The following is a 26296-nucleotide window of genomic DNA, read 5'->3' as shown; positions in this document are numbered from 1 at the left end:
ACCAGTATCGGGCCCCGGGATGCGTGATGAGGCCGAGGGGCTCGATCGGCGCTACCAGGCCGCTATGGCCGCGAACTGTTCGGTCAACGCGTCGCACAGTTCTCGTGGCAGATCCAGGACTGCGAGCACGTCGGCCGCCTCGCCGTTTTCGACCACGTTCCAGATTCGTCGTTTGATTTCGAAGCCGAGTTCGGCTTGCTGGAGCAGATCGAAGACCCCTCGGGCGTCGAACGCCTCCGCTCGCTCCGCACCGAGGATGCGCACAGTGAACCCGTCGGTGAGATCGACGACGCCCAGGTCCGCTCCAAACCCTGCCGGGGCCAGGTCCTCGGCGTCCGCGGGCAGCGGCCCGAACGCCGACATCCTGTCCTCGTCGACGGTCACCGACTCAGCGTCGTTCACACCGGGCACCCGGATCGAGACGTGCCGCTGCGCCAACGCGGCACCGGTGTGCGACACCTCGATCGTGATATCGGCGAGACCGTCCTCGCGGACCTCGAGAGTCTGGCGAAAGGTGACCAGTCCGCGGTCGGGATTGGCCGATCCATCGTCCTCGGCGAGCGTGGAGGTGCCCGTACCGGGGATCACAAGCAGTTCGAGGCTGGTCGGCGCATCAGCCGCCTGCGACATGGGATCCGCGTCCATCGGCACGACGGCACCCGCTCTCGCGAGCACGGGGTACAGCTCCAGCGTCCGGGTGAGCGCCACGTCTCGGGATCCGCGATAGCGCAGGCCCGAGAAGATGTCGACCCACTCGCCGGCGGGCAGCCAAGCGCGCACCGTCGCCAGGTGCGACGTCGATTCTCTCGGGGTGGTGATCGGCACGACCAACAGGTGCTCCCCCAGCAAGTACTGGTTCGGATGCGCGTATGCGCCGTGGTCGCGCGAAGCGTCGTGGTAGAGCGGCCGCACGACGCTCACATGCTCGGCGTGCGCGGCCCACGCGGCCGTGTACAGCATGGGGATGAGACGATGCCGCAATCGCATGTACCGTCGCATGATCGTGGCAGCGGGCTCCCCGAACACCCACGGCTCCTTCGAACTGAACGGGTTCGTCGATGAATGCAGCCGGTTGATGGGTGAGAGCACGCCGAACTGCAGCCAGCGTACGGCGAGCTCGACATCATGTGCTCCGTGCATGTGCCCGCCGATATCGTGACTCCACCAGGTGTATCCGACGTTGGCGGCGGTCGCCGTGAACTCGGGCTGGAAGGCGAGCGAGGCCCAGCTGACGATGGTGTCGCCGGAGAAGCCGACCGGGTACCTGTGGCCGGCGCGCTCGGTGAACCGGGAGAACGTCAAGGGCCTCCGACCGTGACGGGCGGATGCGTGGAAGTGGGTGTGATTCAGCATCCACAGCGGATCCAGGCCCGGCATGGCTGATTGCGCTCCGGACTGCCAGTCGATCCACCAGAAGTCCACACCCTGGTCCTCCAGCGGACCGAGCACGTACTCCTGGTACGCGCCCATGAATCGCCGCGATGACACATCGAAGTCGATCGGGTTGCCGCCCGCAGGGTCGACCCCCATCGCGGTCGCAACCGCCGGGTAAGCGGCCTCGTGACGACGGATGCCGTCTGCGGGATGCAGGTTGAGTGTCACGGCGAGCCCCTGTGAGTGCAGTGCCTCGAGAAATCGTGGCGGATCGGGGAAGAGTTCGCTGTTCCAGGTGTAGCCGGTCCAACCGGTGCCGAGCGCCGGATCGACGTCGGTGATGTGCCAGTCCATGTCGATCACCGCGACCGACAGCGGGATGCCGTTGTCACGGAACCTCGCCATCAAGGCGAGATATTCGCTCTCGTCGTATGCCCAGTACCGGCTCCACCAGTTGCCGAGCGCGAACCTCGGTATCAGCGGGATGGGACCTGTGAGCTCGTGGAAGTCGCGCAACGCCGCGGAGAAGTCGCGGCCATATCCGAAGAAGTAGATGTCGGTGGTGTCGCCGCACCCTTCCCGGGGGCGGATCCACCCGTCTTCGGTGAGCAGCAGCGAGGCGGAGTCGTCAAGAACGCCGAATCCATAGGTCGAGAGGATGCCGGGCGGGATCTCGATGGCACCATCGACTTCGTCGAGGGTGCGCGCCGTGCTGCCGAGGTTGCCGCGCAGCGGCGGAGTCTGAGGGTATTCCTGTGCATACCGCCAGGTCGCGTAATGCACGTCCGTCGCACCGTTCAGGAGCGTGATGGCGAGGCCGGAACTGCTGGGCTTCTGCTCGTCATAGCGCAGCTTCAAGGTGCGGGTCGTGATCTCGATACCCGTGGCGGTGCGGACGACGTCGAAGCACGGCAGCGGGAAGGTCCGGCTGACCACCTGCTGGGTCTTCTCGTCGACGAATCTCTCGTCCGGATCCCACTCGACGCGGATCAGACGGTCCGTGAGCACGGTGATGCGGTAGCCGCGCCCGGTGACGATCGCCCCGTCTGTCGCCGGTGCCCTCTCGCCATCGGAGAGCGAGATCATCGTTTCTTCCTGCATGCCTCAGCCCTTCAAGGCCGCGCTCGCAGCCCCGGCGATGAACCGGCGCTGGAACACGATGTAGACGATCATCACCGGCACGATCGCCAGCGTCGTAGCGGCGAACAACCCGCCATAGTCCGTGCCGTACTGCCCTCTGAAGGTGGTGAGCCCGACCGCGAGCACCTGCTTCTCCTCGGACGAGATCATCAGATACGGCCACAGGTAGTCCTCCCAGACCCAGAGGAAGATGAAGATCGACAGCGCCGAGATGGCGTTGACGCTCATCGGCACGACGATCCGGTGGAAGATGAACCACTCCGACGCCCCGTCGATGCGCGCGGCCTCGAGGATCTCGTCGGGCACGGCATCCATGCTCTGTCGCATCATGAAGATGCCGAACGCGCTGATGACGGCGGGGATGATGATGGACGCGTAGCTGTCGGTGAGTCCCACCTCGCGGAACATCGTGTACCGGGGGATGATGACGACCGCCCAGGTGACCATCATGGTCGACAGGATCACCGCGAACAGCGGGCCACGGCCACGGAAGCGGTACTTCGAGAACACGAAGCCGCCAACGAGGCTCGTGTAGACGGAGAGTGCCGTGATCGTCACGGACAGGAACACGCTGTTGAAGAACAACCGGAGGAAGTCGAGCTTCGTCTGGATCGAGATGAAGTTCTCGAACGTCCATTCCTTCGGGAAGAAGGTCTGGTCGAAACCGACGATCTCAGCATTGGACTTGAACGCCGACAGGATCATCCAGAAGAACGGCAGGACGATGATCAGGCCGACCACGAGCAGGGTCGCGTTCAGCGCGAAGACACGCACCTTCATGAGGGGTTCCTTTCGGAGCGCTTCGCGGCACGGCGCCGGCGCCGCGGTGTATCGAGCGCAGACTGATTCATGCGCCAGGACGCTGCGGTCAGCACGGCTGTGATGATCAGCAGGACGAACGCGATCGCGGACGCATAGCCGAAGTCGTACTTCACGAACGCCTGGTCGTAGATCATGAACGAGATGAGCTGCGTCGAGGTGCCGGGGCCGCCGTTGGTCATCACGAGCACCTGTACGAACGCCTGCAGGTAGCCGATCATCGAGGTGATGACGATGAAGAACAGCATGGGCCGCAACAGTGGCAGGATGACGTGCCAGAACCGGCGCCACGCGTTCGCGCCGTCGACGGATGCCGCCTCGAGGACGTCCTCGGGGATCGCGTAGAGGCCGGCGAGGAAGAGGATGACGGCGAAACCGAAGTCCTTCCAGATCGTCATGATCACGATCGCCAGCAGCGAGTATCGCTGGTCGAAAAGCCAGTTGATGTCGAGGCCGAACAGCGTGTTGATGGCGCCGAACTGCGGGTTGTACATGAGGGTCCACAGAAAGGCCACGGCGACGAGGGGCATGACCGTCGGCAGGTAGAAGATCGTGCGGAAGAACGTGCGCCATCGGCTGAGTTTCGAGAACAGCGCGTAGGCGATGGCCAGCCCGAGGACGACACGGCCGACGATGGCAAGGACGCCGAAGACGAGCGTGTTGGCGGAGGCGCGCCAGAACGTGGCATCCGCGAACAGCTCGGCGTAGTTGTCGATGCCGGTGAAGTCGAAGGTGCCGTTGAGCGGGTTCCAGTTGTGGAAGCTGCCGACGAAGGCGATGCCGATCGGGATGAGCAGCAACACCACGAGAGACGCCATGATGGTGCCGACGGTGAGGTTGCGCAGCCACAGTTCACTCGCCGGCTTCTTGATGCGGCGGGTGTCCTGCGTGACCGGGGCCGGCGCCTCAGGGGCGGCCGAGCGCGTGCGTGTCTGAATGGTCATGCGGGTGCCGCTCCCGGCCGCCGAGACGGCCGGGAGCGCTCCTTCCTGCGTGGTTCTCAGTTGGCGGCGTAGAACGCGTACAGGTTCTCGGCAGCGACGAAGTCCTTGCCGTCGAGGTCCTTCTCGATCGCCGTCTGCGCCGCGGCGAGTGCGTCCTCGGGGGCGACGCCGTTGTAGAGGATTTCCTCCCACATCGTCGCGGTCGAGGTCTCGAAGGTCGCCGGGACGGGGCCGGGCCAGATATAGCGCTCGATGTCGCCGAATGCCGCGAGTGCCGGGTTCTCGGCGAAGGCCGGGTCGTCGGCGATCGGCTTGTACGCCGGGAAGATGCTGAAGCTCAGCGCGAGCTCCTTCACCGATTCCTCGTCCGTCAGGTAGTAGCGCAAGAAGTCCTGTGCCACTTCCTTCTCAGCATCCGTGCCGTTCGCATTGATGCCGAAGGTCGACTCACCGTTGTAGCGGTCGAGCGCATAAGGCGTCTCACCGGCATCGGGCACAGGCGTCTGGAACGCGCTCCACGGCACGTCGGGGTAGTCGTTGGTCAGCGTGCCGGAGTACCAGCCCCAGGCGTATGTCATCGCCGACAGGCCCTGCCCGAAGCTCTCGGTGCCCGATGCGCCGAAGTTCGCGTCGCCCGAGCCGTCGGCGTAGATGTCCAGGAAGCGGTTGATGACCTCGAGGTTCGCGTCGTTGTCGACGGTGGGTGTGCTGCCATCGTCCGCGAACAGGTTCTGTCCGAGCTGGTAGGCCATGCCCATCTGCATCGCCTGCGCCCCGCCGTTGAAGTTGAACCCTGCCTGGCGCAGCTCGCCGCCCTCGCGGATCGTGAGCTTCTTGGCGACCTCGCGGAACTCGTCCCACGTGGTCGGGATGTCGGCGTCGGTCAGCCCGGCCGCCTCCCACATATCGGTGTTGTAGTAGATCGCTCCGCTCATGAGACCGAGATCGATGTAGTAGGTCTCGCCGTCGATGACGTGGGCGGCGGCACCCGTGTAGTCGGCTTCGAGATCGGCCGCGTCGATGTCGTACGGCTCCATCCTGGCGATGAGGTTGTCGTGCTGCGAGTTGTGGACATTGAAGATAGCGGGGCCGCCGTCGGACTCCAGCTCAAGCGGGAGCTTGGTCCAGTAGTCCTCCCACGGCTGGTTCACCACCTTGATCGTGACGTTCGGGTGGATCTCGCTGTAGGCGTCGGCGATGGCCTGGAACTGCTCGATGTGGCTCCAGGCCCACCACTCCAGCTCAATGGGCTTTCCATCGTTGACGAGCGTGTTCGGGTCGTAGGTGACGTTGACTCCCGCGATCGGGAGCCCCTTGTCCGCCTGCGTGTCCTCGACACCGCCGCCTCCGCTTCCGCACGCCGCCAGCGTCACCGCGAGGACGGATGCTGTTCCGATCGCTGATACGGCGCGGGCTCGCCGGCCTACTCGAATCATGTCGACTCCTTTGTCAAGGTTTACCGGTAAAAGTGTACCGGTAAACTATTGTGCGACAGGCCAGCCATCACGTCAAGGTGCAAGATGTCTCACAGATGAAAGAAGGTGTCCCACATGGTGACGATCGCCGATATCGCACGGGTGTGCGGCGTGTCGAAGATGACCGTGTCGAATGTCCTGAACGGTCACGACGACCGCGTCTCAGCGACCACGAAGGCCCGGGTGCTGAGCGCGGCAGACGAATTGAACTATCAGCGAAGCGCGGCTGCGCGATCTCTGTCCGTCGCGCGAAGCGAGATCATCTCCCTCGTCTACTACGCCGCAGCCGAGGGCGACCTGGGCCTGTCGAATCCACACGATGCGATGCTTCTCGGCGAGATCGAGCGGCACATCAGCGCCGCCGGGAAGCATCTGATGATCCACGCCGCCACCGACGCCTCCGACACTGCCCGCCGGCTCCGCTCTTGGAACGTCGACGGCGCGCTGTTCCTGGGCGTGCTGGCCGACGAAGTCGAGCAGCTTCGCCGCCACCAGGACATCCCGATGGTGTTCATCGACGCCTATGGCGAGGCCGAGATCTCCACCGTCGGGCCGGACGACGAGCAGGGCGGCTACGAGGCAACACGGCATCTGCTCGCGGCCGGCCATCGTTCGATCGCCTTCGTCGGACCGGGTGCGAGCAGCGCCGGCGTCATCAACGCCCGCCATTCCGGGTTCACTCGGGCTCTCGCCGAGGCGGATGTCAGCGACGAAGGCACCAGGGTGATCGCGAACCTCACGTTCGCCGGCGCCGAGAGTGCCGCCGACGATCTGCTGTCCCCCCGCGGCCGCTTCACAGCCGCCGTCGTGACAGCCGACATCCTGGCGATCGGTCTCATCAAGGCGTTCGCGCGTCGCAGCATCCGGGTGCCGGATGACTTCTCGCTGGTGGGCTTCGATGATCTCCCCATCGCTGAGATGATGATCCCGTCTCTCACCACGGTTCGGCAGGACATCGCCGAGAAGGCGCGCGTCGCGGTCGAACTTCTGATGGAACAACTGGACGGGCAGCGCGAACCGCGGCGCATCACGCTCCAGCCGTTGCTCGTCGAGCGGGAGTCTGTAGGCGAGCCGGTACGACTCCCGTAGATCGACCCCGCGACCGCGTCCTACCGGTCCCGGCGAAGGTCCTCGAGCACGCGCCGCGCCTGGTCGCGAAGTTCGACGGGGCAACCCCAGTAGTCGTAGATGCCGCCGCGCGACGAGTTCTGTCCGCAGACCACGAAGACGCCCGTACCCAAGCGCTGCTTCAGCACCGTGGCGAGCCACCCCACGAACCCGCTGTTGTCGGCAGCCGGCGGGAAGTGGAACGAGAAGACGGCGAACGTCTCCTCCGCGTCTGCTTCTGCCGGGACCAGCCACGACCAGCTGTTCTCGTCTCTGACGACGGCGAGCATCTCCGAGGTCAGTACCGGCGGCTGCTCGAGGGGTGATTCCTTGAACGCCCACGCCCCATCGAACTCGACGAGCTCGGCTGCGGCGATGACGCCGAGAAGCCGGCGCTCGGTCTGCTCGGGCGATTCCCGACTCACACTGACCATGCTTCAAGCTACCTCCGCCGGGACCTCACTCGGGCCGACCGCTGGCCGTCGCCTCGCGGAAATAGTCATTGACACGAATATTCACGTAAACGCATACTTAAGCCATGCTCGAATGGATGACCGCCCTTTCCGACGCCTCACGATGGCGCATCGTTCTGCTCCTCGCGGAACGCCCCCGCTCGGTCGGAGCCATCGCGACATCGGCTGACTTGCGTCAGCCTCAGGCGAGCAAGCACCTGCAGACCCTGGAACGCAGCGGGATCGCCGTTTCTCGCCGGAGCGGGCAGCGCCGAATCTATGCTCTGGAGCCAGAGGTGCTCCGCTCGCTGGCTGCGGAGCTCCAGCGGGTCGCCGACCTCGCGCATCACGGTCGTGACCTGTTCGATCAATACTCTGCTGCCGTCGACGCCGAGACGGTCGCCGCCGACCGGCCGGGCTGGGCCGACGGACGCGAGTACGTTTTCCGCCGACGTCTGGCGGCTTCCGCCCCGCTGGTGTGGCGCCACCTCGCTGACTCGGAGTTGCTTTCGCGGTGGTGGGCTCCGAGGGATCTGCGCCTGGCCGAGTTGCGATGGAGCAATCAGCCCGGCCAGGCAGTGACGCAGGTATACGTCGACGCAGACGATCGAGCGGGTGACGAAGGCGTGATCGGGGAAGCCACCGGCTTGATCGAGTCCGTCGACCCGGGTCGCCGTCTGTCGTTCGTGCTGTCCCCGAAGCTGCCCGATGGCAGCCTCGGATTCAGGGCACGCTACGACTGGCAGATCGAGGCTTCAGAGTCCGGCACCGAGCTCGAGGTGCGTCTGAGGATCGATGACGCGGCAGCACCCTCGGCGGAATTCGTCGCCGGCATCGAACTCGGCTGGAATCAGAGCCTCGATCGTCTCGCCCTGCTTCTCGCGGACACCACCAACGAAGGGAATCGAAATGTTCACCAATGAACGACGGATCGTCGCGAACATCGCTGTCAGCCTCGACGGCTACTATCAGGGTCCGGGCGGTCCTGCTGACATGGGCTGGCTCATGCCTTACGCCATCAGCGACACCTCGCGTGACCATCTGACCAGTCTCTGGAAGAACGCCACCACGGCACTGCTCGGCCGCACCAATGCGGAGGGGTTCTTCGCTTACTGGCCGACCGTCGCCGACGATGAGAACGCCGACGCTCGCGACCGGGGTTACGGCGCCTGGATGCGCGATGCGGAGAAGGTCGTCCTGTCGAGTTCGCTCGAGTCGGCTCCCTGGTCGAATACGCGCATCTTCGACGAGCCCGCGGAAGACGTCGTGAAGCGGCTCAAGGCAGAACCCGGTGGCGACATCGTCGTGTTCGCAAGCGCGAGCGTGATCAGAGCACTCCTCGCCGCCGACGCGCTTGACCGGCTGTCGCTCACCGTCTTCCCTCAGATCCTCGGCGGCGGTGAGCGACTGTTCGACGGCGCCTTTCCGCCATCCGCTTGGACCCTCGCGAACACCACGAGTGGGGAGGACGTGCTGTCGCTGAGCTACGACAGGCGACGCTGAGCGGGCGCCACTGGGCCCGTCACCCCGCTTCACCAGGGGACGGGTCCCGCGGCGCTGATGAAGGTACCAGAGGGCGCATCGGCCGGGAGCGTCGCCGCTGTCACGACGACCTGCGCTGCCTCATCGGCGCTCGTCGGGGCGTTGTCTCGATTTCCCGGTGCCAGGCCGGTCTGAACCCACCCGGGGCACACCGCCGTCACCTTGATACCGGTTGCGGACAGCTGCTTGCTGAGCCCGACGGTCAGGCTGTTCACCGCTGCCTTCGACGCCTGATACGCCGGCAGCACGCTGCCGTAATAGGGAGAACTGGGGTTCGACTGGTCGCTCAGCGATCCCATCGTCGAGGAGATGTTGACGATCCGACCGGCCGAGCTCGATCGCAGCAGCGGCAGGAAGTGCTCGGTGACGTTCGCGACGCCGAGCACATTGGTCTCGAACGTTCTCCGGAAAGCGTCGATGTCCGCGAACTCGTTGCTTCCGTCTGACGCGGCCTCCGGCAGGATGCCCGCGTTGTTCACCAGGACGTCGAGCCGTCCGTGACGCTCGGCGACGGCGTCTGCTGCGGCCCTGACGTCAGCAGGAGAGGTGACATCCATCGCGAGCGCCTCCACCGCCAGTCCCTGCCCGGCGAGCTGGTCAGCGGCAGTTTGCGCCGAAGCCGAGTCTCGCCCGGTGATGATGACGCTGGCACCGGTGCGGGCGAGCGCTTCCGCGGTGGCGAATCCGAGTCCTCGGTTTGCGCCGGTGACGAGTGCGATGGTGGGCATGAAGGTCCTTTCCGCTCGCCACGGCGACGAGCTGCCTTCATCCATCGTTGCGTCGGGAATCCGCCATGTCCGGCGGAAATCGGACCTCGCATCGGCGCTGCAGCCGGATACGTGCCCGCGCCCTAATCGAAGTCGTGGGCGAGGTCTCCCGGCAACTCCAGCGGCGCCGCAGTCGGCGACTCGACGCCGCGGGTCCGCTTCAGCAGCCGCTCCACCAACTCCCGGTCCTCGATCTCGGGCCCGGCACCATCCGCGGCTTTGGAGACGATCTGACTCGCCGGACCGATGAGGAACTTGGCCTTGACGATCGCGCCGTCTCTCTCCCGGACCGGTATCTCGACGATCTCCGCGCGGTCGTCCTCTCCCAACGCACGGCTGTACGCCAACAGTGCGCTCGCGATGTCGTCTCCTGTCAGATACTCGTCTCCGGCGTAGATGATCTTCTGCATGCCTCTTTTCTATGCCTCGATGGGCAGATTTGTGGCCACCCTTGCTCCGGCGTCGCGGGACTGCTATCGAGCACTGCGAACGATCAGCCAGGGCCGATCCGCCGGGCACCGTACGATGCAGGAATGAGTGTCGGCGCGCCCGGCGATCATCAGCGAGATGGTCGATCGTCTCGTCGTCGCGATGCGTCCGCCAGACGCGCAGCGGTGAAAGGAGGACATCATCGACGGCTCAGCCGACGTGGGGCCGGACCTGAGAGGCTTCTACGCGAACTACATCCGACGTTGCAACGTACATGGGGTCGACGACCTCGGCGAGTTCGTCGCAGAGACCGTCACGGGTTCAGCGCAGGGACTCGACGAATATCGTGACGGGCTCCGGGACGTCATCTCTGCTTTCCCCGACTATCACTGGACGGTCGAGCACCTCATCGTCGAAGGTGACACGATCGCCGTCCGGCTCACCGGGACCGGAACGCACCTGGGATCTTTCCGCGGCATCGAGCCGACCGGCCGCGTGATCCGGACTCAGGAATTGGCGATCTACCGCATCGAGGGCGGACGCATCACGGCCTGCTGGGGCGACCTGGGGTCGACGGTCCGCGACGAGCTCGTCTCCGGTTCCGGGTCTGAATGAATTTCGGGTGGCTGGTCCTCACGCCGTCGTGATCAGGTCCAGGACTGTTCCCGTGCGTCGACCAGATGAATGAGGTCTGCCGGCGACGATATCCAGAAACCATCGAACCCCGTACCGAGGTCTTCGATCTCGTCCCGGCGCGCGATCCCCGCCTCCTGCAGCACCTCGGCGGCAGCCTCGGTGTGCGGGGTCACCACTTCGAGCCAGATCTCCGCCTGCGACAGCCCAGGACAGTTGTCGATCCACAGGTTGCACTGGCCGAACTCGAACCCGATGGCATCGCCGGCCGGCCCGGCGATGGGAGGCAGCCGCAAAACGTCCTGGTAGAAGGCCACTGTCGCGTCATAGCGGTGGGGCGGAATTTTCATGGCGATATTGCGACCGCCGGAGAAGGCGGGATACTGATCGGTCATGGCTCTCCTTCGTCGGATTGGACTTAAGAGCAACCTTAGAGTTGCGTCCCGGCGATCGCAACTTGCTAGTTGCAAAACGTAGTCCGATCGGTTCCACGGTAAGGAAGATCCGCGCATCACAATGCGGAGGTATCGCTGTCTCGGCGACCGGTCGCCAATGCGCGCGCTGCGAGGTTCGGATGAAAGTCGAGCTCTGCGATCGCCGCCTCGACGCGGGCGCGGGTCGCGGGCGAAACCCGTACGGCCCCGGTCACGACGTTCGACACGGTCTTGATCGAGACACCGGCCCTTGCGGCGACATCCAGCATGCGGGCGGGGCGATCCACCGGCGCGATCACATCGGAGGCCGAAGCCTCGGGAGAGTTGCGGCGCCGCATCTTGATGTAGTTGCCGCAACCCTGCATCGAGCACCACCGCCCCGACCGATTGCGCGAAGAGTCCCAGTACGCCCACCGGCACGAGTCGCGTGAGCAGGCCTTGACCCGGGGCCAGTCGCCCTCGGAACGAAGGGTGTCGACCGCGGCGAGGATCGGCTCCAGGAACGAATCGCGCTCAGATGCGAGATGGGGCCGGCCGTCGGCACTGAACCGCAGGTGCAGCGGCGAACGCGCCAGCGCGACGTTGAGTTCACTGATCGCATCGCCGAGCGGTTCGTGTCCGGCCTGCAACAGCAGGACCTCGCGAAGACCTTCGCGCACCCTGCGCGCATGACTCAGGTGTTCGTCTGTCAGCCTTTCGCGTGCGCGACCGGCTCGCAAGTGAAGCCATGACGCCAAGGCGCTCGGCGAGCTCCAGGCCTCGTCGTCGACCTGCCATTCGACCGTGTTCACGAAATCGATGACCAATTGGGCGGCCGGCGGGATGCCGTGTCGAACGGATGACATGACACCAGTGAACATTGATTGACGGTGTCATGCAAGCGCCGACGAAGGGAGGATCTCGGCCGATCGGCCGATGCACGTTCCGCGTGGCCCGGCCGATCGGCCGATGCACGTTCCGCGTGGCTCGGGAATGCTGACTGCATGCCTTCTTCCTCTCTCAGGTTCCGAATGTCTCGTCGAGCGACGGCGCGCTGCCGCCGCCATGATGTGCCCAGCAGAGCCGAGCGGCGCTGCCCGATCGAGGGAGGCCTCTCGTGAGGGCCGTGGTGTGTCCGGCGTACGGTGCGCCGGACGTGCTGGAGATCCGTGACGTGCCGATACCCGAGCCGCGCGCCGGTGAGGTGCGGATCCGCGTGATCGCGACGACCGCGCACGTCGGCGACGCGCGCATTCGCCGTGCCGATCCCTTCGCTGCACGGCTCAAGTACGGGCTGCTCCGGCCGCACCCGGGCCTGATCCTGGGGCTCGAGCTCGCCGGAGTCGTGGATGCCGTCGGCGGTGGCGTCTCGACATTCGCTCCCGGCGACGAAGTGATGGCCTTCTGCGGTTTCGACCTGGGCGGGAATGCCGAGTACCGCTGTCTTTCGGTCGCCGGCGGCAATGCGGAGAAGTCGGGTGCGGTGGTGCGCAAACCGGGATCGTTCGGCTTCGACGAGGCCGCGGCATTGCCCACGGGAGCGGTGACCGCACTGAAGAATCTGCAGAAGGCGCGACTCGGCGCCGGCCAGAGCATCCTCATCAACGGCGCCTCGGGAAGCCTCGGCACCTACGCGATCCAGCTCGCGAAGCACCTCGGCGCCGAAGTGACAGCCGTGTGCAGCGGGCGCAACCGCGAGCTGGTGGAAGGTCTGGGGGCGGATGCCGTGATCGACTACACGACCCAGGACTTCACACGGCTCGGGCCGCGATTCGATGTCGTCTACGACGCGGTGGGCCTGTCGACGCCACGCACGTCCCGTGGCCTGCTGCGCCCGGGCGGCACTCTTGTTCGGAACCGAGGGTTGGGTCGCATCACACACGAGAACGTGGCCGACGTCGCGGCGCTCGCCGACGAGGGCGTGCTGCGCCCGGTCATCGACCGCGTCCTCCCCCTCGACGATGTCGCCGAAGCGCACCGCTATGTCGACACTGCTCGCAAACGGGGCAGCGTCGTGCTCACGCTGTGACGACGCGGCACGAGGGGTGACGAGGCAAACCCCCGCCGACCGAGGAGGTCGACGGGGGTTGCCGTACTGCGTGATGGATGACATCAGAAGCTTGCGACGAAGCTCCCCAACACGCGGTCGATCGTGGCGAGGTCCTCTTCCGTGACGGACTGGACCGCGAGAGCGATCACGTACGATCCGTCGGAGGAGTAGGCCGACAGCATGAGGTACTGCGCTCCGACGCCGCCGCAATCAGTCCAGTACGTGTACGCGCCGTCGTGCAGCCCGTCGGAGTACACGTCCTCCGATGCCTGGGTGCACCCGGACTGAGTGAGGTGCTGCGCGGCCATGCTCAACCACTCCTCGGGAGCGTAGGTCGCACTCGAGGTCGGGGCGGCCATGATCGACACGCCCGGTGTGCTCCAGTTGTCGACGGACTGGAACGCAGCGATGTCAGGGCTGGCGTCGATGTGCGCCCACTCCCCGCCGGCGGGGTCGGTCCAGACACTGGTGTCCAGTCCGCCCCAGTGCGCCGGGACGTCCACCGCGACGCTCTGGGTGTCGTCGACGACCGTCGTGTACTCGGTGTCGGCTGACTGGGCGCCCCCTTCGGTCGCGCCGGCCTCCTGCGCGACCGACACCGCCTCGACGGCGTCGCCGTTGACCTGCCCGGCGTAGTAGATCCCCTCGCCGGAGCGGAACAGCTCGACCGCGAGGGTCGCGTCGGTACCGTGGGTCTCCAGAACACTGCAGTAGTCGGCCATCGTGCCGTCGGTACCGAGGGAAACACCCTCCATCTTCGTCAGGAGGTCGCCGGGCTCGATCCCTGCCTTGTCCGCCGCAGAGCCCGAGGCGATGGAGTTGATCCAGATGCCGAGGCCCTCGCCTTCCTCGGTCATGAGAGCCGTGCCGTTGATACCCAGGCTCATGACGTTCTCGCCATCGATGAGCTGGTCGATGACCCCCTGGACCTCGTCGCGGTGAATGGCGAGGTTCTGATCATGCTGGTCGTTGCCTGCGTAGTTGACACCCACGAGCTTGCCGGCGTCATCGACGAGCGGGCCACCCGAGTTGCCTGCGCGGATGCGTGCGTCGTGTTCGATGACGTGGCTCAGCGAGGCCCACGGGGTGTCCATGGCAGTATCGGCCTTCGAGACGATCCCGCGGGTCATGGTGAACTCCGGGTCGCCGAGGGGGAAGCCCGCCGCGTACACGTCGGTCGCGGTCGGGATCTCTCCTTCGCGCCAGGAGAAGTACGGGTAGTCGTTCTTCTCGAGCTGGATGACGGCGAGATCCAGGCACTCCGACGATCCGAGGACCTTCGCGTTGAGGGTGGTGGAGGTGTCTCCGCCACGCCAGACCTTGAGGGTACCGGCGCCGACGACCACGTGATTGTTGGTCACGGCGAGGCCGTCGTCACTGATGAGGAAGCCGGAACCGCGGCCGGCGGCTTCGTATCCGCCCTCCTCGGGTGACACGAAGGTGCCGACGGCTTCGATCTGGATGGTCGCAGACTGGACGTCGTCGAACCCGACGCCCTCGCTGCTGCTTCCGCCCCCGGGGAACCCGGGAAGCGTGGGGAGGGAGCAGCCGGAGAGCACAGCGGCCGCGGTGAGGCCGAGTGCCGCTGCTGCGACTGCTCGGCGACGAGAGGTGGACATAGAAGGTCTCCTTGCAGGCCTGATCGGCCGATTGACTGGGCGACGTCAGACGGCGCCGACGAAAAGGAAGAGGGTCCAAGCGGCGCTCGCGATGACCATCACCGCGATCGACAGATAGCCGAGGATGAAGCCGACGAGCGCCTGGATGCGGCCGACGCCGTCGACCCGCTTCGAGCGACCGCGGCCGATGTGGCCGCAGATGACCGCGGCGAGTGCCAGCGGGAACCCGAACGCGGCGGACAGGTAGCCGGTGATCGGAATGACGGCCCAGCAACCGACGACCGCTCCGACGATGCCGAGGATCATCGCAGTGAGTGCGACACCGTTACTCGGGGCCGCGATCGGCTGCGGGTAGGAAGGCACGGGCTGAGGCACCGGCTGGGCCACCTGGGGCATCGCTTGCGCCACCTGGGGCATCGCCTGCGTCGTCGGCGGCAACGGCGCCGGCGAGGAAGCACGGTCGGCGGGCGGCATCTGCGGCTGCGCGAGAGGCGCGGTGTTCTGATGGGTGGTCATGAGTTCTCCTTGACGGTGTCTGTCTGTGTCACTTGATGAAGCGGAAGGCGAGGGGGTAGCGGTAGCGACCGGCCGTGTTCGCTCGGACCGCCGCGACGATGGCGATGATGAACCCGGCCAACTGCACGAGGCTCGCAGCGATGATGAAGACGAAGCCGACCAGCACGATGGCCAGGAGGCCACCGACGATGTAGAGGGCGAGGGCTGCGGCCGCGTAGGTGATCTGCGCGTTGAGCGCTTCCTTCGCTTCGCGATCGACAGCGTCGCTTCGGTCGCGGTAGATGAGCCACACGATGAGCGGTCCGACGAAGGAAAGCAGTCCGCCCAGGTGGGCGAACATGGTCCACCGGCGTTCTTCGTCCGCCGTGAGCGGGGCGACGTGGAGGGGCTGTTCAGCGGTCATGAGTGAATCCTTAAGGTCGTGGTCGTTGATGACGTAGCCACGTTATGAGCGCCCGATCCCCTCGTCGTCGTGAGAAACGAGCGTGCAACTTTGGGCTAACGTTCGCCATCCGGGTGTTGCTGGCATCCGCCGGGGCGCCATCCGTTGCCGCTCGCCTAGGCGATCGGCTTCCGCGCCGACGGAGACGAGCTCGGCACAGCGGCATCCGCGGCAGCGCCGCGTCGTATTCGCCGCGTGACAGCTCCTGGAGCGTGCTCGGTCGCAGGGATGGTGGCCCGTCCGATCTCGGCGGAACGGACGGGCCACTGCGTTGGATGTCTGGGGAGAGAGCATCCACACCAGGGACCGGCCATGGTGGTCGGGCGGTCCAGGGTCCGGCGGGGTCCGTGGGGAACGGACCAGCCACCGGGGCTACGAGGTCATGGGTCGTGCTTTCGTGAGAAGCACGGACTGACTCAGGAAACGCTACGGATCTGCATGTGCCGAGACGACAGGTCGTTCGGGGTGCAATGTTGGATTAACGCCCGGCTCCGCACCAGGATCGCCGTCCGGACCATCCGTTCAGCAGGTCACTGTTCAGCGGATCCGGCGATCATCGTCGGTGAGCAAGAGCACTCCCGAGCGCGATCAGTTCCTCGAGGGAGAATCGCGCACCTCGGTCATATGCGGCTTCGTACTCTCGTTTCGCGAGGCCCGCCGCGACGCGGTCCCGGTGCACCATCGCGTCCGCCCCTTCGGCAGCGACCGGGCTGTACGAGTATCGGCGACCGATCGCATCGACAGCGCCGAAGACCGCCGCGCCTTGCACGTGCTGCTCAACGAGGGCAGTAGCTCCGCCCAGAAGGTGGAGCAGCGCGAGCGCGCCGGGGAAGTCGCCGCCGGCGGCCGCCGTCTTCGCGCCATTGACGAGGACGGTCATCGCTTCGCGCGGCCGCTTCACCTCGATGAGGATCTTTCCTGCGACGTACTCGCTCGACGTGAGCGCCCAGGCGTGGCCCGCCCGGGTCGCCAGGCGTCGTGCCGCATCCAGGCTTTCGAGCGCCTGGGCGGGATGGCCCAGGGCCCGCAAGGTCTGACCCTGGCTCATCTTGAGCTCCGCTTGCAGCCAGTCCGGTGCACTCTCCGCCAACGACATGGCCTGCTCGATCAGCTGTCGGGCCTCGTCGGGGTCTCCGAACAGCGAACGCCCGTAGGCGGCATACGCGAGGAGGCTGGCCAGCGCCAACCTCTCGCCACCTGCCGTGGCGCGTTCGATACCGCGGGCAACGTAACCGAAAGCCGCCTCGGCATCCCCTGATTGGTAGGCGAGATTGACGATTCCGACGAGCGCACGGGCCTCGATCGACGGATCGCTCGAGCCGGGGACGACCAGGGCACGGTCGATCACTGCTCGCCCCTCCACCAGCCAGCCCCGCTTGAACCAGTGCCACGCTTGTCCGCCGGCCAGCCGCAGTGCCATGTCGCGATCCCCCGCCTCGATGGCGTTCTCTGTTGCCAGCTGCAGATCCGGCGCCAGCGTGTCGAAGACACCATGTGCGACCGCGGCGGAGTGCGTACGGATTGTCGGAGCGAGCTCATCGACGAGCGATGCGAAGAACTCGCGGTGCCTTCCGTACCACTGCACCGCTGTTCCCGGATCCCGCAGAGGCCGAACGAATGCCTTCATCGACTCCAGAAGGCGGTACCGGCGCTGGCCATCTTCGGTCTCGTCGACGGCGACCAGTGACTTGCGAGCGAGAGCAAGCGCCAGCTCGCGCGCTGAGCGGTCGCCCGGGGTGCAGATCCGTTCGACGGCGTCGAGAGTGAAGGGCCCCGCGAAGCCCGACAGCTCGACCAACACCCTCATCTCGTCGGCGGGCAGATTGTCGGTGCTCCACCGGATCGCGTTGTCCAGGCTCGCCTGCCGGGCGGCCCCCACCAGCGAGCCCGGCAAGCTCTCCCCGCGCCCCAGTGCGGAGAGAAGATCGTCGACGCTGAGAAGGTCCGTCCGCGCCGCAGCGAGCTCGAGCGCGAGCGGAAGCCCATCGAGCATCCGACACAGTCGTCGGATCGCTGCATCACTCCCGGGCGCTCGGTCGGCGCCGCCGCGCGCAGCGGACGCTCGTTCGCTGAACAACTCCACAGCTCTGTCGGCATCGTCGTCGAGAAGCCCGGCAACCCGGACGACGAACTCGCCCGGAATCGAAAGCGGCTCTCGCGATGTGACCATCACCGCCAGTCCTTCACAGGAGGCGAGGAGTTCCGACACGAGAGCACGCGTCGACACGAGCACGTGCTCCGCATTGTCGACGATGAGGAGAGTGGGCTTGCCTTCCACCCGGGCAGCGATCCCTTCGAGGGAGTGCGTGCTGGCTCCGAGGGCATCCGCCGTCGCCGGCAGAACGTCCGAGCCGTCCGGGACGGTCGACAGATCGACCATCCACTGCTCGACATCGATGGTCGACGTCGCGCGCCGAGCACTTTCCACCGCCAAACGCGTTTTCCCCACACCGCCCGGACCGACGAGCGTGACGAGGCGGTGCATCGATCGAGCTTCTTCGATACGCGCGAGGTCGGACTCTCGGCCGACCAGGCGCGTGAGAGGAACGGGAATTCCGTGACGCGCCACGGAACGCTGCGCTCCCCCGGGTCGCAAGGAGGGATCGCGGCGGAGGACCGCCTGTCGAAGCTCGAGCATCCTTCCGGACGCGTCAAGCCCTTCTTCTTCGAGCAGATGGTTGCGAAACCGGTCGATCACCGCCAGAGCCGACGGCTCCTGCCCGGCAGCGGCATGCGCTCGCGCCAGAGTGCTCACCAGGTCTTCGTCGGAGGGCTCTTCAGCCACCGCGGACACCAGCGCGGGGATGCTCGCGTTCGGTTCTCCCCGAGCGATGCGGAACTCCGTGAGCTGCCGCAGTATGAGGTGCCGCCGCGATGTCAGCTCTCGGCGTGCCTGTGCGACGAAGGGAAAACTCGACAGGCTCTCGAACGGCTCCGCGATCCAGGACTCGAGCGCTTGACTCCACATCTGAGCTGCAGCATCCTCGCGACCGCGGAGTTCAGCGGGTTCGCTGCGCCTGAGGAAGCGGATGACGTCCACGTCGTCAGGATCCACGTCGAGCGCGTAGCCTCCCCGTCCTCCCTGGAGCACCGCGCTCAGGGGACCGGAGCGAAGACGCGACACGTATACACGCAACGAACCAGCCGCGTTGGACGGGGGCTCCGCCCAGAGCGCCGAAACGAGGTGCTCAGTGGTCACGACTTCTCTGGGCGACCAAGCGAGCCTGGCGAGGATGGCGCTCGTCAGACCCGCCCGCACGTCGACGCGCCGACCGCCTATGTCGACGACCAGAGGACCGAAGAGACCGATGGTGCACCGATCGGTCACGGGTGTCTCCTTCTGCCATGGCTCGGCCGTGCGCGGCTGTCGTCTCTTCCTATCATTCTCATGCGGGCATGATCCGCACACGCTCACCCAGGCGCTGGACGACGTCCGATTCGATGTCGGCGTCGGTGATGACGCCCGCCGCCGCATCGAAGTCGATGACGCGGAATGACGATGCTGCACCGATCTTCTCGGAGGAGCCCAGAACATAGGTCTCGGCGGCGCGCGAGGTGAGCGCCCGCTTCATCGCCGCCTCATCGGGATCCCCCGTGGTGAGCCCGGCGTCCGGATGGATGCCGGTGACCCCGAGGAAGAACAGGTCTGCGGAGACACGCTCGGCGGCCTCCACCGCCGCCGCGCCACTCGCCACCACCGAGTGCTTGAACAGCCGGCCCCCGAGGATGAAGACATCCACTCCGGGGTGTTCGACCAGGGCGGCAGCGATGGTCGGGCTGTGAGTGATCACGGTGCAGCTCAGCGTCGGCGGCAGCAGGGAGATCATCGCCAGGGCCGTCGTCCCGCCGTCGATGATGACGGTGCTGCCCGGATCGATCAACTTCACAGCGGCATCGGCCACGCGCTGCTTCGCCCGGACTCCGACGCGCTGCCGACCCGAGTAGTCCGCGAGCGCGGGCGAGACCGGAAGCGCTCCCCCATAGACGCGCTGACAGAGGCCCTCCGCCGCCATCTCACGAAGATCGCGTCGAATGCTGTCTTCCGACAGCCCCAGCTCAGCCGCTACCGCCTTGGCCACGATCTTTCCGTCGCGGCGCAAGGTCTCGACCAGGTGTTCGCGTCGTTCTGCACTCAGCATCGCGCCTCCTGTTCATTCGTGTTTGTGCACGTTTTACCTTATTCTATCGACCGTGACCCAACCAATGCCCACTCATCGGGGGTTCCCGCCGATCGGACGTAGAGCGACGAGCGGGGGGCGACCCGGTGTCGACGTCCCCGATCATCGCGGTCGCACCGGTCTCGATCAGATCGGGCGGGATCTCGCGCGCAACCCCGACGTCGTCGTGCGAGACGTGGAGCTCGTCTCCGACGGCTGGCACGTGCTGCGCCGCACCACGTTCGACTATCGGCGCAGCGACGGCCGCTGGTCGCGGCTTCAGCGCGAGACCTACGACCGGGGTGACGGTGCGACCATCCTGCTCCACGATGCCGCCCGGTCCACTGTCCTGCTCACCAAACAGTTCCGCTTTCCCGCCTACGTCAACGAGCACCCGGACGGCATGCTCATCGAAACGGCGGCCGGCCTTCTCGACGACGACGATCCCGAGACGGCGATCCAGCGAGAGGTCGCGGAGGAACTCGGGGTGAACGTGGGTCCCGTCTCTCATGTGTTCACGGCGTACATGAGTCCGGGCTCCGTCACGGAACGGGTGTACTTCTATGCCGCGCCGTACACACCCGCCGACCGCACCGGCCCGGGAGGGGGAATCGCACACGAGGGTGAGGACATCGAGGTCGTCGAGCTCCCCATCACCGAGGCTCTCGGGATGATCCACGACGGCCGGATCGTCGATGGCAAGACGATCATGCTTCTCCAGTGGTGGGCCCTCAACGGCCAAGCGCCCTTACCCCGTTGACCCGACGTCGCGCTCCTGCGTGACGCCTCGAGTTGCAGCGGTCAGGCAGACATCCTTCGAATCGCATCGAAGGAGTCCGACGGGCTGCGGCACTCCGTGTCCTTCGTCAGGGACTTGAACCAACTGGCTTGCCGGGGCATGCGCGGTGCAGATCGAACGGGAGGGTCCTCCCACCGCGAGTCGGGCGAGAAGCGCGGCTCGAGCGACCCATGGGTGTTCTCCCAGCGGCCCAGGCGATCGCCATGGTCTCCTTTCTCGTGGATGCTGCGAATGATTGGAGGCCGGGGGCCCGAACCGCTGGCTCCCCGACCTCCGTGCTCACTCGTATCGGAGTGACGTCACCGGATCGGCGCGTGCGGCACGAGCCGCCGGCAGCTAGGGCAAACTGACCCGAGGGTTGTAAGGGAGGTTGGCGATTCGCAGCCTCGACGGCCGGATCACTTCAGTGCGCGAGGTGAGCCTTCAGGTGCTCGAGGATCTCCGTGCGGGCCGCCTCCGCCTGGGCGAAAGCGCCCGGCATGCTGAGGAAGGCGTGCACCAGACCGCGATACTCGCTGACCTGCACCGGAGTGCCTGCATCCGCGAGTCGGGTAGCGAAGACTCGACCGTGATCCGCAAGGGGATCCGCCGTGGGCAGCACCACCAACGCGGGAGCCAGCCCCCCGACGTCATCGGCATGGAGCGGCGACAGGGCGCGAGGATCTGCACCGGAGGGGACGGAGAGCTGCTGCACGAATCGCAGCAACGACAACGGGAGAGTCGGCCCGGCCGAGAACTCGGTGACGGAGTCGTACGACCAGGCGGAGGAAGTGAGGTCAAGCACCGGATTGACGAGCACCTGTGCGCGTACGTCGACCCCCTCATGCCTTGCCCTGAGCGCGGAGAGCGTGTTGATGAGTCCACCGAAGCTCTCACCGAAGAGAGCGACCCGGGTCGGGTCCACTCCCCAGGTCGGGGCGTTCTCGACGACGTGTCGAAGGACATCCCATCCATCATCAGCGGCCGCCGACAACGGGGTCTGCCAGTCGAGGAGCCGGTGCTCCACCGAGATCACGACTGCGGGCAGGTGAACCGCGAGGTGGCTGTTGATCCAGTCGCTCTGCGCTGCGGTACCGACGATGCCGCCACCATGCACGTGAATGACCGCCGGCAGCACTTCTCCCGAATCGGGTCTGTAGACACGGACAGGCACCGCTCGGTCAGGGAAGGCTACGCTCTCCCACCCGATCGCGGCTCCGGGTTCCGGCGCACCGGTGATCACGCGCGCCTCGGCCGACGCCCGTAGCCGGTTCTCCGCCATCTGGTACACAGCCAGCTCCTCGGGTGTAACCGTCTCCCAGTCGGGTTCCTTTGGGCGCATTTCAGCGATCTCACTCATCATGATCCTTTCGCTACTTGAGGTTGCGAAACTGAAGGTAGCATAATCCTGTATCGTGGGGACATGCCTTCTGAAGCTCCGCCGCGGCCACGGGGACGACCTCGCGCCGGAATCAATCGCCTCGTCTTCGATGCGACCCTCGACACGGTCGAGGAAGTGGGCTATGCACATGCCACGGTCGACAGGATCGCCGCCAGGGCCGGCATCGCGAAGACCACCATCTACCGTCGGTGGCCGACGAAGGGCACCCTGATCGTTGATTGCCTGATCGATGCCATCGGGCCCGCCCCGTTTGAGGGAGCCGACCGCCGGGAGAAGCTCGCGTCAGCAATTCGTTGGGCAGCGGACAAGCTCGGTGAGCCGGGTGTAGGAGACGCCTTCGCCGGCGTGTTCAGCGATGGCGTCAGCGACCCTGAGCTGCGCCTCGTCCTCTCCTCGCGACTGCAGGAGCCCTACCGTCTCGCCGTCCAGACGGCGCTCGACCAACCCGAAAGGGAAGCGCTCCTCTTCATCGATATCGTCGTGGGTACGCTTCTTCACCGCATGGGGATGACCGGCCGGCCGATGGTCGAAGAAGACGTCGAAGCCCTCATCGAACTTGTCACCTCGTACTTCCACTGAAGATGGCTGCTCCTGAGGGCCCAAACCCTATGACGACGTGCCCGTCTGACAGGGAATGACAATTGGCCTCGCTGTCAGTGTTGTAGACGACCCACTACCGGAGCCTCATGCCCATCTTCCTCACCGTCGCCGGCGTCCTCCTCCTCATTGTCGGGGGCATCGTCTTCGTCGCCCGACGGACGATGCACCCTCCGGTCCCGCGCCCGATTCCCGGCAAGATCACCGTCGCCGCGATCGGCGACAGCAACACCTATGGCGCAGGTGTACTACTCAAGGGCCGCAACAGATGGTCCTACCCGGCCCAACTCGCCCGACTCCTCGGCAGCCGGTACCAGGTGCTCAACTACGGACTGAACCGGCGAACGCTTCAGCGCGACGGCGATTGGCCCTATGCGGCGAACCGGTTCGCCGAGGCGTCGCTCCGGGCGCGCGCCGACATCGTGCTCATCATGTTGGGAACGAACGACGCGCGGGGCGAGAACTGGAACGCGGAGGCGTACGAGTCGGAGCTCGCCGATTTCGCCGCCCTCTACAGCGCCGACGGCACATCCACCGTGTACCTTTTGACGCCGCCGGTCGCGTTCCACAACCGCCGGGGTGTCTCCGCACCAACCGTCGCGGCAGGGGTCGTGCCGATCGTGCGTCGCGTCGCCGAGCGGGAGAGCCTCCCGCTCATCGACATCTTCGATGTCACCGATCGTGGAGTCGCGGCTCACCGCGACGGCATCCACCTCGATGCCGACGCGAGCAGACTCGTCGCGGAAGCGATCGCGGCCGCCATCGTTCCTGAACAGAACCGGACGAGCAGATGACTCACCCAAGACACCGGCGGATGCTGCTCGCGAACCCGCGCCACGGATGATGCGGATGCCTGCACGGTTGTTCACGCTGCTCAGCGCCGCGTTCTTGTCAACGCCACGCGGATCGCAGCCGTCATACGCGTGGACATGGCCCGCGTTGGGGTGAGCCGGGATTGCGCCCGACTCTGCGGCCTCTCGATCGCGGTGGTGGCGGCACCTCGCCCGTTGAGCGCTGGCGTACGAGGATCGGCAGGCTCGCTGCTTGTGCGATGGTTGCGACATGACAACACATCCTCTGTGGCGACCTTTCACCCCCGGCGCGAATGCCGCCCGCCAGGCAGAGCGAGTTGCATCCCGGCAGACAGCCCCCGGCGCCGTACAGGCACACGACGAGGGCTGGCGAGAGCAATTCGAGGAGATCAGCCGCGTGCTCACCGAGTCGATCGGAGATCTCGCTTTATCGATTCACCATGTCGGCTCCACGTCGGTGCCCGGCCTTGCCGCGAAACCCGTCATCGATGTGGATTTGACCGTTCCAGACGTCGAGGACGAACACAGATACTTGCCTCGATTGGAGGCCGCTGGGTTTCGCCTCATCTTCCGTGACGTCATGAGCGGCGACCCTCACCGCCAACTCACGTTCGCGAGACCGAACACCAACCTCCACGTCTGGAGTCCCAGCGCAATCGAACCGCAACGGCACACCGTCTTCACAGACTGGCTCAAGAAGAACCCGACAGACCGGCATCGATACAACGCCGCGAAGGCGGCCGCTTCAACAGCTGACGGGACTGCCCGCTATAACGATCTGAAAGCGGCAGCGGTGTACGACATCTACGAGCGAGCCTTCATCGCTGACCCACGGCACGACCACGACCCGCACCCTCGACCTGGCCGAGTAGCTGGGGCCGCCTCGGGGACATCCGTTCCGCGCACCGAAACCGATTACGGAAGGCTATTTCGGGGAGACGCTGCGCACCTTCGTGAATATCCGACAGGTTCGTGAGATCGGACAGACACGGACGCCGGGGTCAACTTCCGTAATCAAACCGTTGCATTCGTTACCCGGCCGTTATACAGTGATCACACGGTGAATGTTTGCTGTGGCATCCACCGCATGTGATTGCAGGACACTCTTGGTGCAAGGGAACAAGGGCCGGTCGGGAGCCTCTCCGACCGGCCCTTTACCATTCCCACTATCCTGTGAGCATGACCGATCGCAAGCTCGCCCTGGAAGCATGGGAGAGCCTGTTCCGCGCGCAGCATGAGCTGTTCGAAGAGATGGAAGCCGACTTCGACCACAGCCATCTGGCTCAGGCGGAGTACGACGTGCTCCTCACTGTCACACGCGCTCCCGAGATGACCGCCCGACTGCGCGACATCACCGCCAACATGCTCATCAGCCAGCCGAGCGTCTCGCGTCTGGTCGATCGGATGGTCCATCGCGGACTGGTCGCGAAATGCCCGGACCCTGACGACAGGCGCGGTGCGCTCATCCGTGCGACGGATGCCGGCGCGAAGGCATTCCGCAGCCTTGCCACCGTGCACGGTCGCTCGATCGCCGCCCGGATGTCCCGCCTCGACGACGACGAACTGCGCACGCTGCGCGACCTCACCGAGAAGCTCCGTCGCGGCTGAGGCCGCGTCGCCTTCCCCGATCTGGCAGGGTGGGTGGTGAACGCGCGAGACCGCGCGTCACAGACCACCCCCTCGGGGGAAAGGGAGGTCATCAATGGAGATCGCCGGAATCGTCGGCATCCTGGTCATCGTAGGAATCGCGGTCGCCGTCGCCGTCGTCCTACTGCTCATCCTGCTGCTGTTCGCGCGCAGCTGGATCAAGGTCGCCCGCGCCGACGAGGCGCTCGTGATCTCTGGTCGCAAGCAGAAGGTGCAGCGGGCCGTCATCGCCGCCGACGGCTCGAGCAGCTCCGAGATGTCGGAGTCGCCCGTCACCGTCATCGTCAACGGCAAGTCGCTCGTCAACCCGATCACGCAGCGCCACGAGATCATCTCGCTGCGCTCGCGTCAGGTCTCCCTCAACGCCGAAGCCCAGTCACTCGACAGCGTCACCCTGAACGTCGACGGCGTCGCGATCGTGAAGATCGGCTCCGACCCCCTCTACGTGCGCCGCGCCGCCGAGCGCTTCGCCTCGCAGGACAAGGCCATCGAGCAGTTCACCACCGAGCAGCTCGAGGGCGCACTCCGCGGCATCGTCGCCACCCTGTCGGTCGTCGAGCTCATGCGCGAGCGCAAGAAGTTCTCCGACCAGATCGCCGCCGATGTCTCGCAGGAGCTCGCCGAGCAAGGCCTCATCCTCGACTCGTTCCAGATCAAGGGAATCACCGACAAGGTCGGCTACATCCAATCCCTCGGCGCCCCCGAGATCCAGGCGAAGCGCCAGTCGGCGGAGATCTCGCAGACCAACGCCGACCGCGCGATCAACCAGAAGTTCATCGCCAACCAGGAAGCCAACCTGATCGAGCAGACCGCGCTCGACACCAACACGGCCAACTCGAACGCCGGCATCGGCCGCGCGCGCGCCGAAGCGGAGCAGGCGGAGAACCTGGCGCGCGAGCAGGCTCAGCAGGCCGTCCTGCAACAGCAGGCCGAGAACCGGCAGGCCCAGCTCGACGCCGACGTCAAGCGCGTCGCCGACGCGCAGCGGTACGAGGCCGAGACCCGCGCACAGGCCGAGCTGTACACCCGCGAGCGTGCGGCCGAGGCCGCTGCGATCGAGCAGGTCAAGCAGGCCGAGGCGCGCACGCGCATCGCCGAGCAGCAGGCCCAGGCCGACCGCGCTCAAGCCGCCGGGGAGGCTGCGGCCGCCGAGGCCAGGGCGACCGGTGAGGCGAACGCGC

26 protein-coding genes are annotated in these 26296 nt (G+C 66.0%); 11 read left to right on the top strand and 15 right to left on the bottom strand.

The genetic code is table 11. The features are described from left to right. Positions 1–51: 51 nt before the first annotated feature. Genes RIN18_RS14100 through RIN18_RS14085 form a run of 4 tightly spaced genes read right to left on the bottom strand, consistent with a single transcriptional unit; the run spans position 52 to position 5713 of the window. Positions 52–2460, bottom strand: a complete 2409-nt coding sequence (locus tag RIN18_RS14100) for a TIM-barrel domain-containing protein (protein WP_309104614.1) — start codon at positions 2458–2460, stop codon at positions 52–54. Between the two features lie 18 nt (positions 2461–2478). Continuing rightward, the gene (locus RIN18_RS14095) at positions 2479–3294 is read right to left on the bottom strand and encodes a carbohydrate ABC transporter permease (protein ID WP_309104613.1); all 816 of its coding nucleotides are present in this window, start codon (positions 3292–3294) and stop codon (positions 2479–2481) included. Next, positions 3291–4277, bottom strand: coding sequence for a sugar ABC transporter permease (locus RIN18_RS14090; protein ID WP_309104612.1), 987 nt, complete (start codon positions 4275–4277; stop codon positions 3291–3293). Before RIN18_RS14090 ends, RIN18_RS14095 begins: the two co-directional genes overlap by 4 nt. Before the next feature lie 56 nt (positions 4278–4333). Next, positions 4334–5713: an extracellular solute-binding protein gene (locus RIN18_RS14085; RefSeq protein ID WP_309104611.1), complete on the bottom strand. Its 1380-nt coding sequence runs from the start codon at positions 5711–5713 to the stop codon at positions 4334–4336. A gap of 114 nt (positions 5714–5827) precedes the next feature. Between RIN18_RS14085 and RIN18_RS14080 the strand changes: the two genes are divergently transcribed. Beyond that, positions 5828–6841 carry a LacI family DNA-binding transcriptional regulator gene (locus RIN18_RS14080; protein WP_309104610.1) on the top strand — a complete coding sequence of 338 codons (1014 nt, stop codon included), beginning with the start codon at positions 5828–5830 and terminating at the stop codon, positions 6839–6841. A 20-nt stretch (positions 6842–6861) separates the two neighbouring features. On the opposite strand, the gene RIN18_RS14075 is transcribed toward RIN18_RS14080, so the two are convergent. Further along, a complete protein-coding gene (locus tag RIN18_RS14075; protein ID WP_309104609.1) occupies positions 6862–7284 on the bottom strand; it encodes a DUF6196 family protein in 423 nt (140 codons plus the stop codon). 125 nt (positions 7285–7409) lie between these two features. Here RIN18_RS14075 and RIN18_RS14070 point away from each other — a divergent pair, with 125 nt between their 5' ends. Together RIN18_RS14070 and RIN18_RS14065 are read left to right on the top strand one after the other, a co-directional pair. After that, entirely contained in the window at positions 7410–8234 is an 825-nt protein-coding gene (locus RIN18_RS14070; protein ID WP_309104608.1) for a metalloregulator ArsR/SmtB family transcription factor, read from the top strand. Beyond that, the gene (locus RIN18_RS14065) at positions 8221–8814 is read left to right on the top strand and encodes a dihydrofolate reductase family protein (protein WP_309104607.1); all 594 of its coding nucleotides are present in this window, start codon (positions 8221–8223) and stop codon (positions 8812–8814) included. The genes RIN18_RS14070 and RIN18_RS14065 overlap by 14 nt, the downstream gene beginning before the upstream one ends. Before the next feature lie 29 nt (positions 8815–8843). Here the strand turns inward: RIN18_RS14065 and RIN18_RS14060 are convergent, their stop codons facing one another. After that, positions 8844–9581, bottom strand: coding sequence for an SDR family NAD(P)-dependent oxidoreductase (locus RIN18_RS14060; protein ID WP_309104606.1), 738 nt, complete (start codon positions 9579–9581; stop codon positions 8844–8846). A gap of 122 nt (positions 9582–9703) precedes the next feature. Further along, complete coding sequence (locus RIN18_RS14055; RefSeq protein WP_309104605.1) at positions 9704–10030, bottom strand: hypothetical protein; 327 nt, start codon at positions 10028–10030, stop codon at positions 9704–9706. 238 nt (positions 10031–10268) lie between these two features. Here RIN18_RS14055 and RIN18_RS14050 point away from each other — a divergent pair, with 238 nt between their 5' ends. Continuing rightward, positions 10269–10664: an ester cyclase gene (locus RIN18_RS14050; RefSeq protein WP_309104604.1), complete on the top strand. Its 396-nt coding sequence runs from the start codon at positions 10269–10271 to the stop codon at positions 10662–10664. A 32-nt stretch (positions 10665–10696) separates the two neighbouring features. On the opposite strand, the gene RIN18_RS14045 is transcribed toward RIN18_RS14050, so the two are convergent. Then, positions 10697–11077: a hypothetical protein gene (locus RIN18_RS14045; protein ID WP_309104603.1), complete on the bottom strand. Its 381-nt coding sequence runs from the start codon at positions 11075–11077 to the stop codon at positions 10697–10699. 116 nt (positions 11078–11193) lie between these two features. Next, the gene (locus RIN18_RS14040) at positions 11194–11961 is read right to left on the bottom strand and encodes a LacI family DNA-binding transcriptional regulator (RefSeq protein ID WP_309104602.1); all 768 of its coding nucleotides are present in this window, start codon (positions 11959–11961) and stop codon (positions 11194–11196) included. A gap of 290 nt (positions 11962–12251) precedes the next feature. On the opposite strand from RIN18_RS14040, the gene RIN18_RS14035 reads away from it, so the two are divergent. Continuing rightward, on the top strand, positions 12252–13124 hold the full coding sequence (locus tag RIN18_RS14035) for an NAD(P)-dependent alcohol dehydrogenase (protein WP_309104601.1): 873 nt from the start codon (positions 12252–12254) through the stop codon (positions 13122–13124). 83 nt (positions 13125–13207) lie between these two features. Here RIN18_RS14035 and RIN18_RS14030 read toward each other — a convergent pair whose 3' ends face one another. The 5 genes from RIN18_RS14030 to RIN18_RS14010 form a co-directional block, all read right to left on the bottom strand. After that, positions 13208–14764 carry a trypsin-like peptidase domain-containing protein gene (locus tag RIN18_RS14030; RefSeq protein ID WP_309104600.1) on the bottom strand — a complete coding sequence of 519 codons (1557 nt, stop codon included), beginning with the start codon at positions 14762–14764 and terminating at the stop codon, positions 13208–13210. A gap of 45 nt (positions 14765–14809) precedes the next feature. Continuing rightward, a complete protein-coding gene (locus RIN18_RS14025) occupies positions 14810–15280 on the bottom strand; it encodes a hypothetical protein (RefSeq protein ID WP_309104599.1) in 471 nt (156 codons plus the stop codon). Positions 15281–15308: 28 nt separating this feature from the next. Next, positions 15309–15683, bottom strand: a complete 375-nt coding sequence (locus RIN18_RS14020; protein ID WP_309104598.1) for a DUF4870 domain-containing protein — start codon at positions 15681–15683, stop codon at positions 15309–15311. A gap of 592 nt (positions 15684–16275) precedes the next feature. Beyond that, a complete protein-coding gene (locus RIN18_RS14015) occupies positions 16276–19050 on the bottom strand; it encodes a BTAD domain-containing putative transcriptional regulator (RefSeq protein ID WP_309104597.1) in 2775 nt (924 codons plus the stop codon). 58 nt (positions 19051–19108) lie between these two features. Further along, positions 19109–19861 (bottom strand): DeoR/GlpR family DNA-binding transcription regulator, encoded by a 753-nt coding sequence (locus tag RIN18_RS14010; protein WP_309104596.1) that lies wholly within the window; start codon positions 19859–19861, stop codon positions 19109–19111. A gap of 64 nt (positions 19862–19925) precedes the next feature. On the opposite strand from RIN18_RS14010, the gene RIN18_RS14005 reads away from it, so the two are divergent. Next, positions 19926–20639, top strand: coding sequence for an NUDIX domain-containing protein (locus RIN18_RS14005; RefSeq protein WP_309104634.1), 714 nt, complete (start codon positions 19926–19928; stop codon positions 20637–20639). Positions 20640–21081: 442 nt separating this feature from the next. Here RIN18_RS14005 and RIN18_RS14000 read toward each other — a convergent pair whose 3' ends face one another. Next, positions 21082–22017, bottom strand: coding sequence for an alpha/beta hydrolase (locus tag RIN18_RS14000; protein WP_309104595.1), 936 nt, complete (start codon positions 22015–22017; stop codon positions 21082–21084). 63 nt (positions 22018–22080) lie between these two features. On the opposite strand from RIN18_RS14000, the gene RIN18_RS13995 reads away from it, so the two are divergent. The 5 genes from RIN18_RS13995 to RIN18_RS13975 all read left to right on the top strand — a co-directional run. Then, positions 22081–22638 (top strand): TetR/AcrR family transcriptional regulator, encoded by a 558-nt coding sequence (locus tag RIN18_RS13995; protein ID WP_309104594.1) that lies wholly within the window; start codon positions 22081–22083, stop codon positions 22636–22638. 107 nt (positions 22639–22745) lie between these two features. Beyond that, positions 22746–23450 carry a GDSL-type esterase/lipase family protein gene (locus tag RIN18_RS13990; protein WP_309104593.1) on the top strand — a complete coding sequence of 235 codons (705 nt, stop codon included), beginning with the start codon at positions 22746–22748 and terminating at the stop codon, positions 23448–23450. A 268-nt stretch (positions 23451–23718) separates the two neighbouring features. After that, entirely contained in the window at positions 23719–24444 is a 726-nt protein-coding gene (locus tag RIN18_RS13985) for a GrpB family protein (protein ID WP_309104592.1), read from the top strand. Positions 24445–24647: 203 nt separating this feature from the next. Continuing rightward, on the top strand, positions 24648–25076 hold the full coding sequence (locus RIN18_RS13980) for a MarR family transcriptional regulator (protein ID WP_309104591.1): 429 nt from the start codon (positions 24648–24650) through the stop codon (positions 25074–25076). Between the two features lie 94 nt (positions 25077–25170). After that, positions 25171–26296: SPFH domain-containing protein (locus RIN18_RS13975; RefSeq protein ID WP_309104590.1), on the top strand; the 1126-nt coding region annotated here is incomplete at its 3' end.

Origin of the sequence: Microbacterium sp. (assembly GCF_031179285.1) — a bacterium.
In the GTDB taxonomy this organism is placed as follows: Bacteria; Actinomycetota; Actinomycetes; order Actinomycetales; family Microbacteriaceae; genus Microbacterium.
Note: the sequence above shows the minus strand (reverse complement) of the source record. Positions and strands in the feature narration are given on the sequence as shown.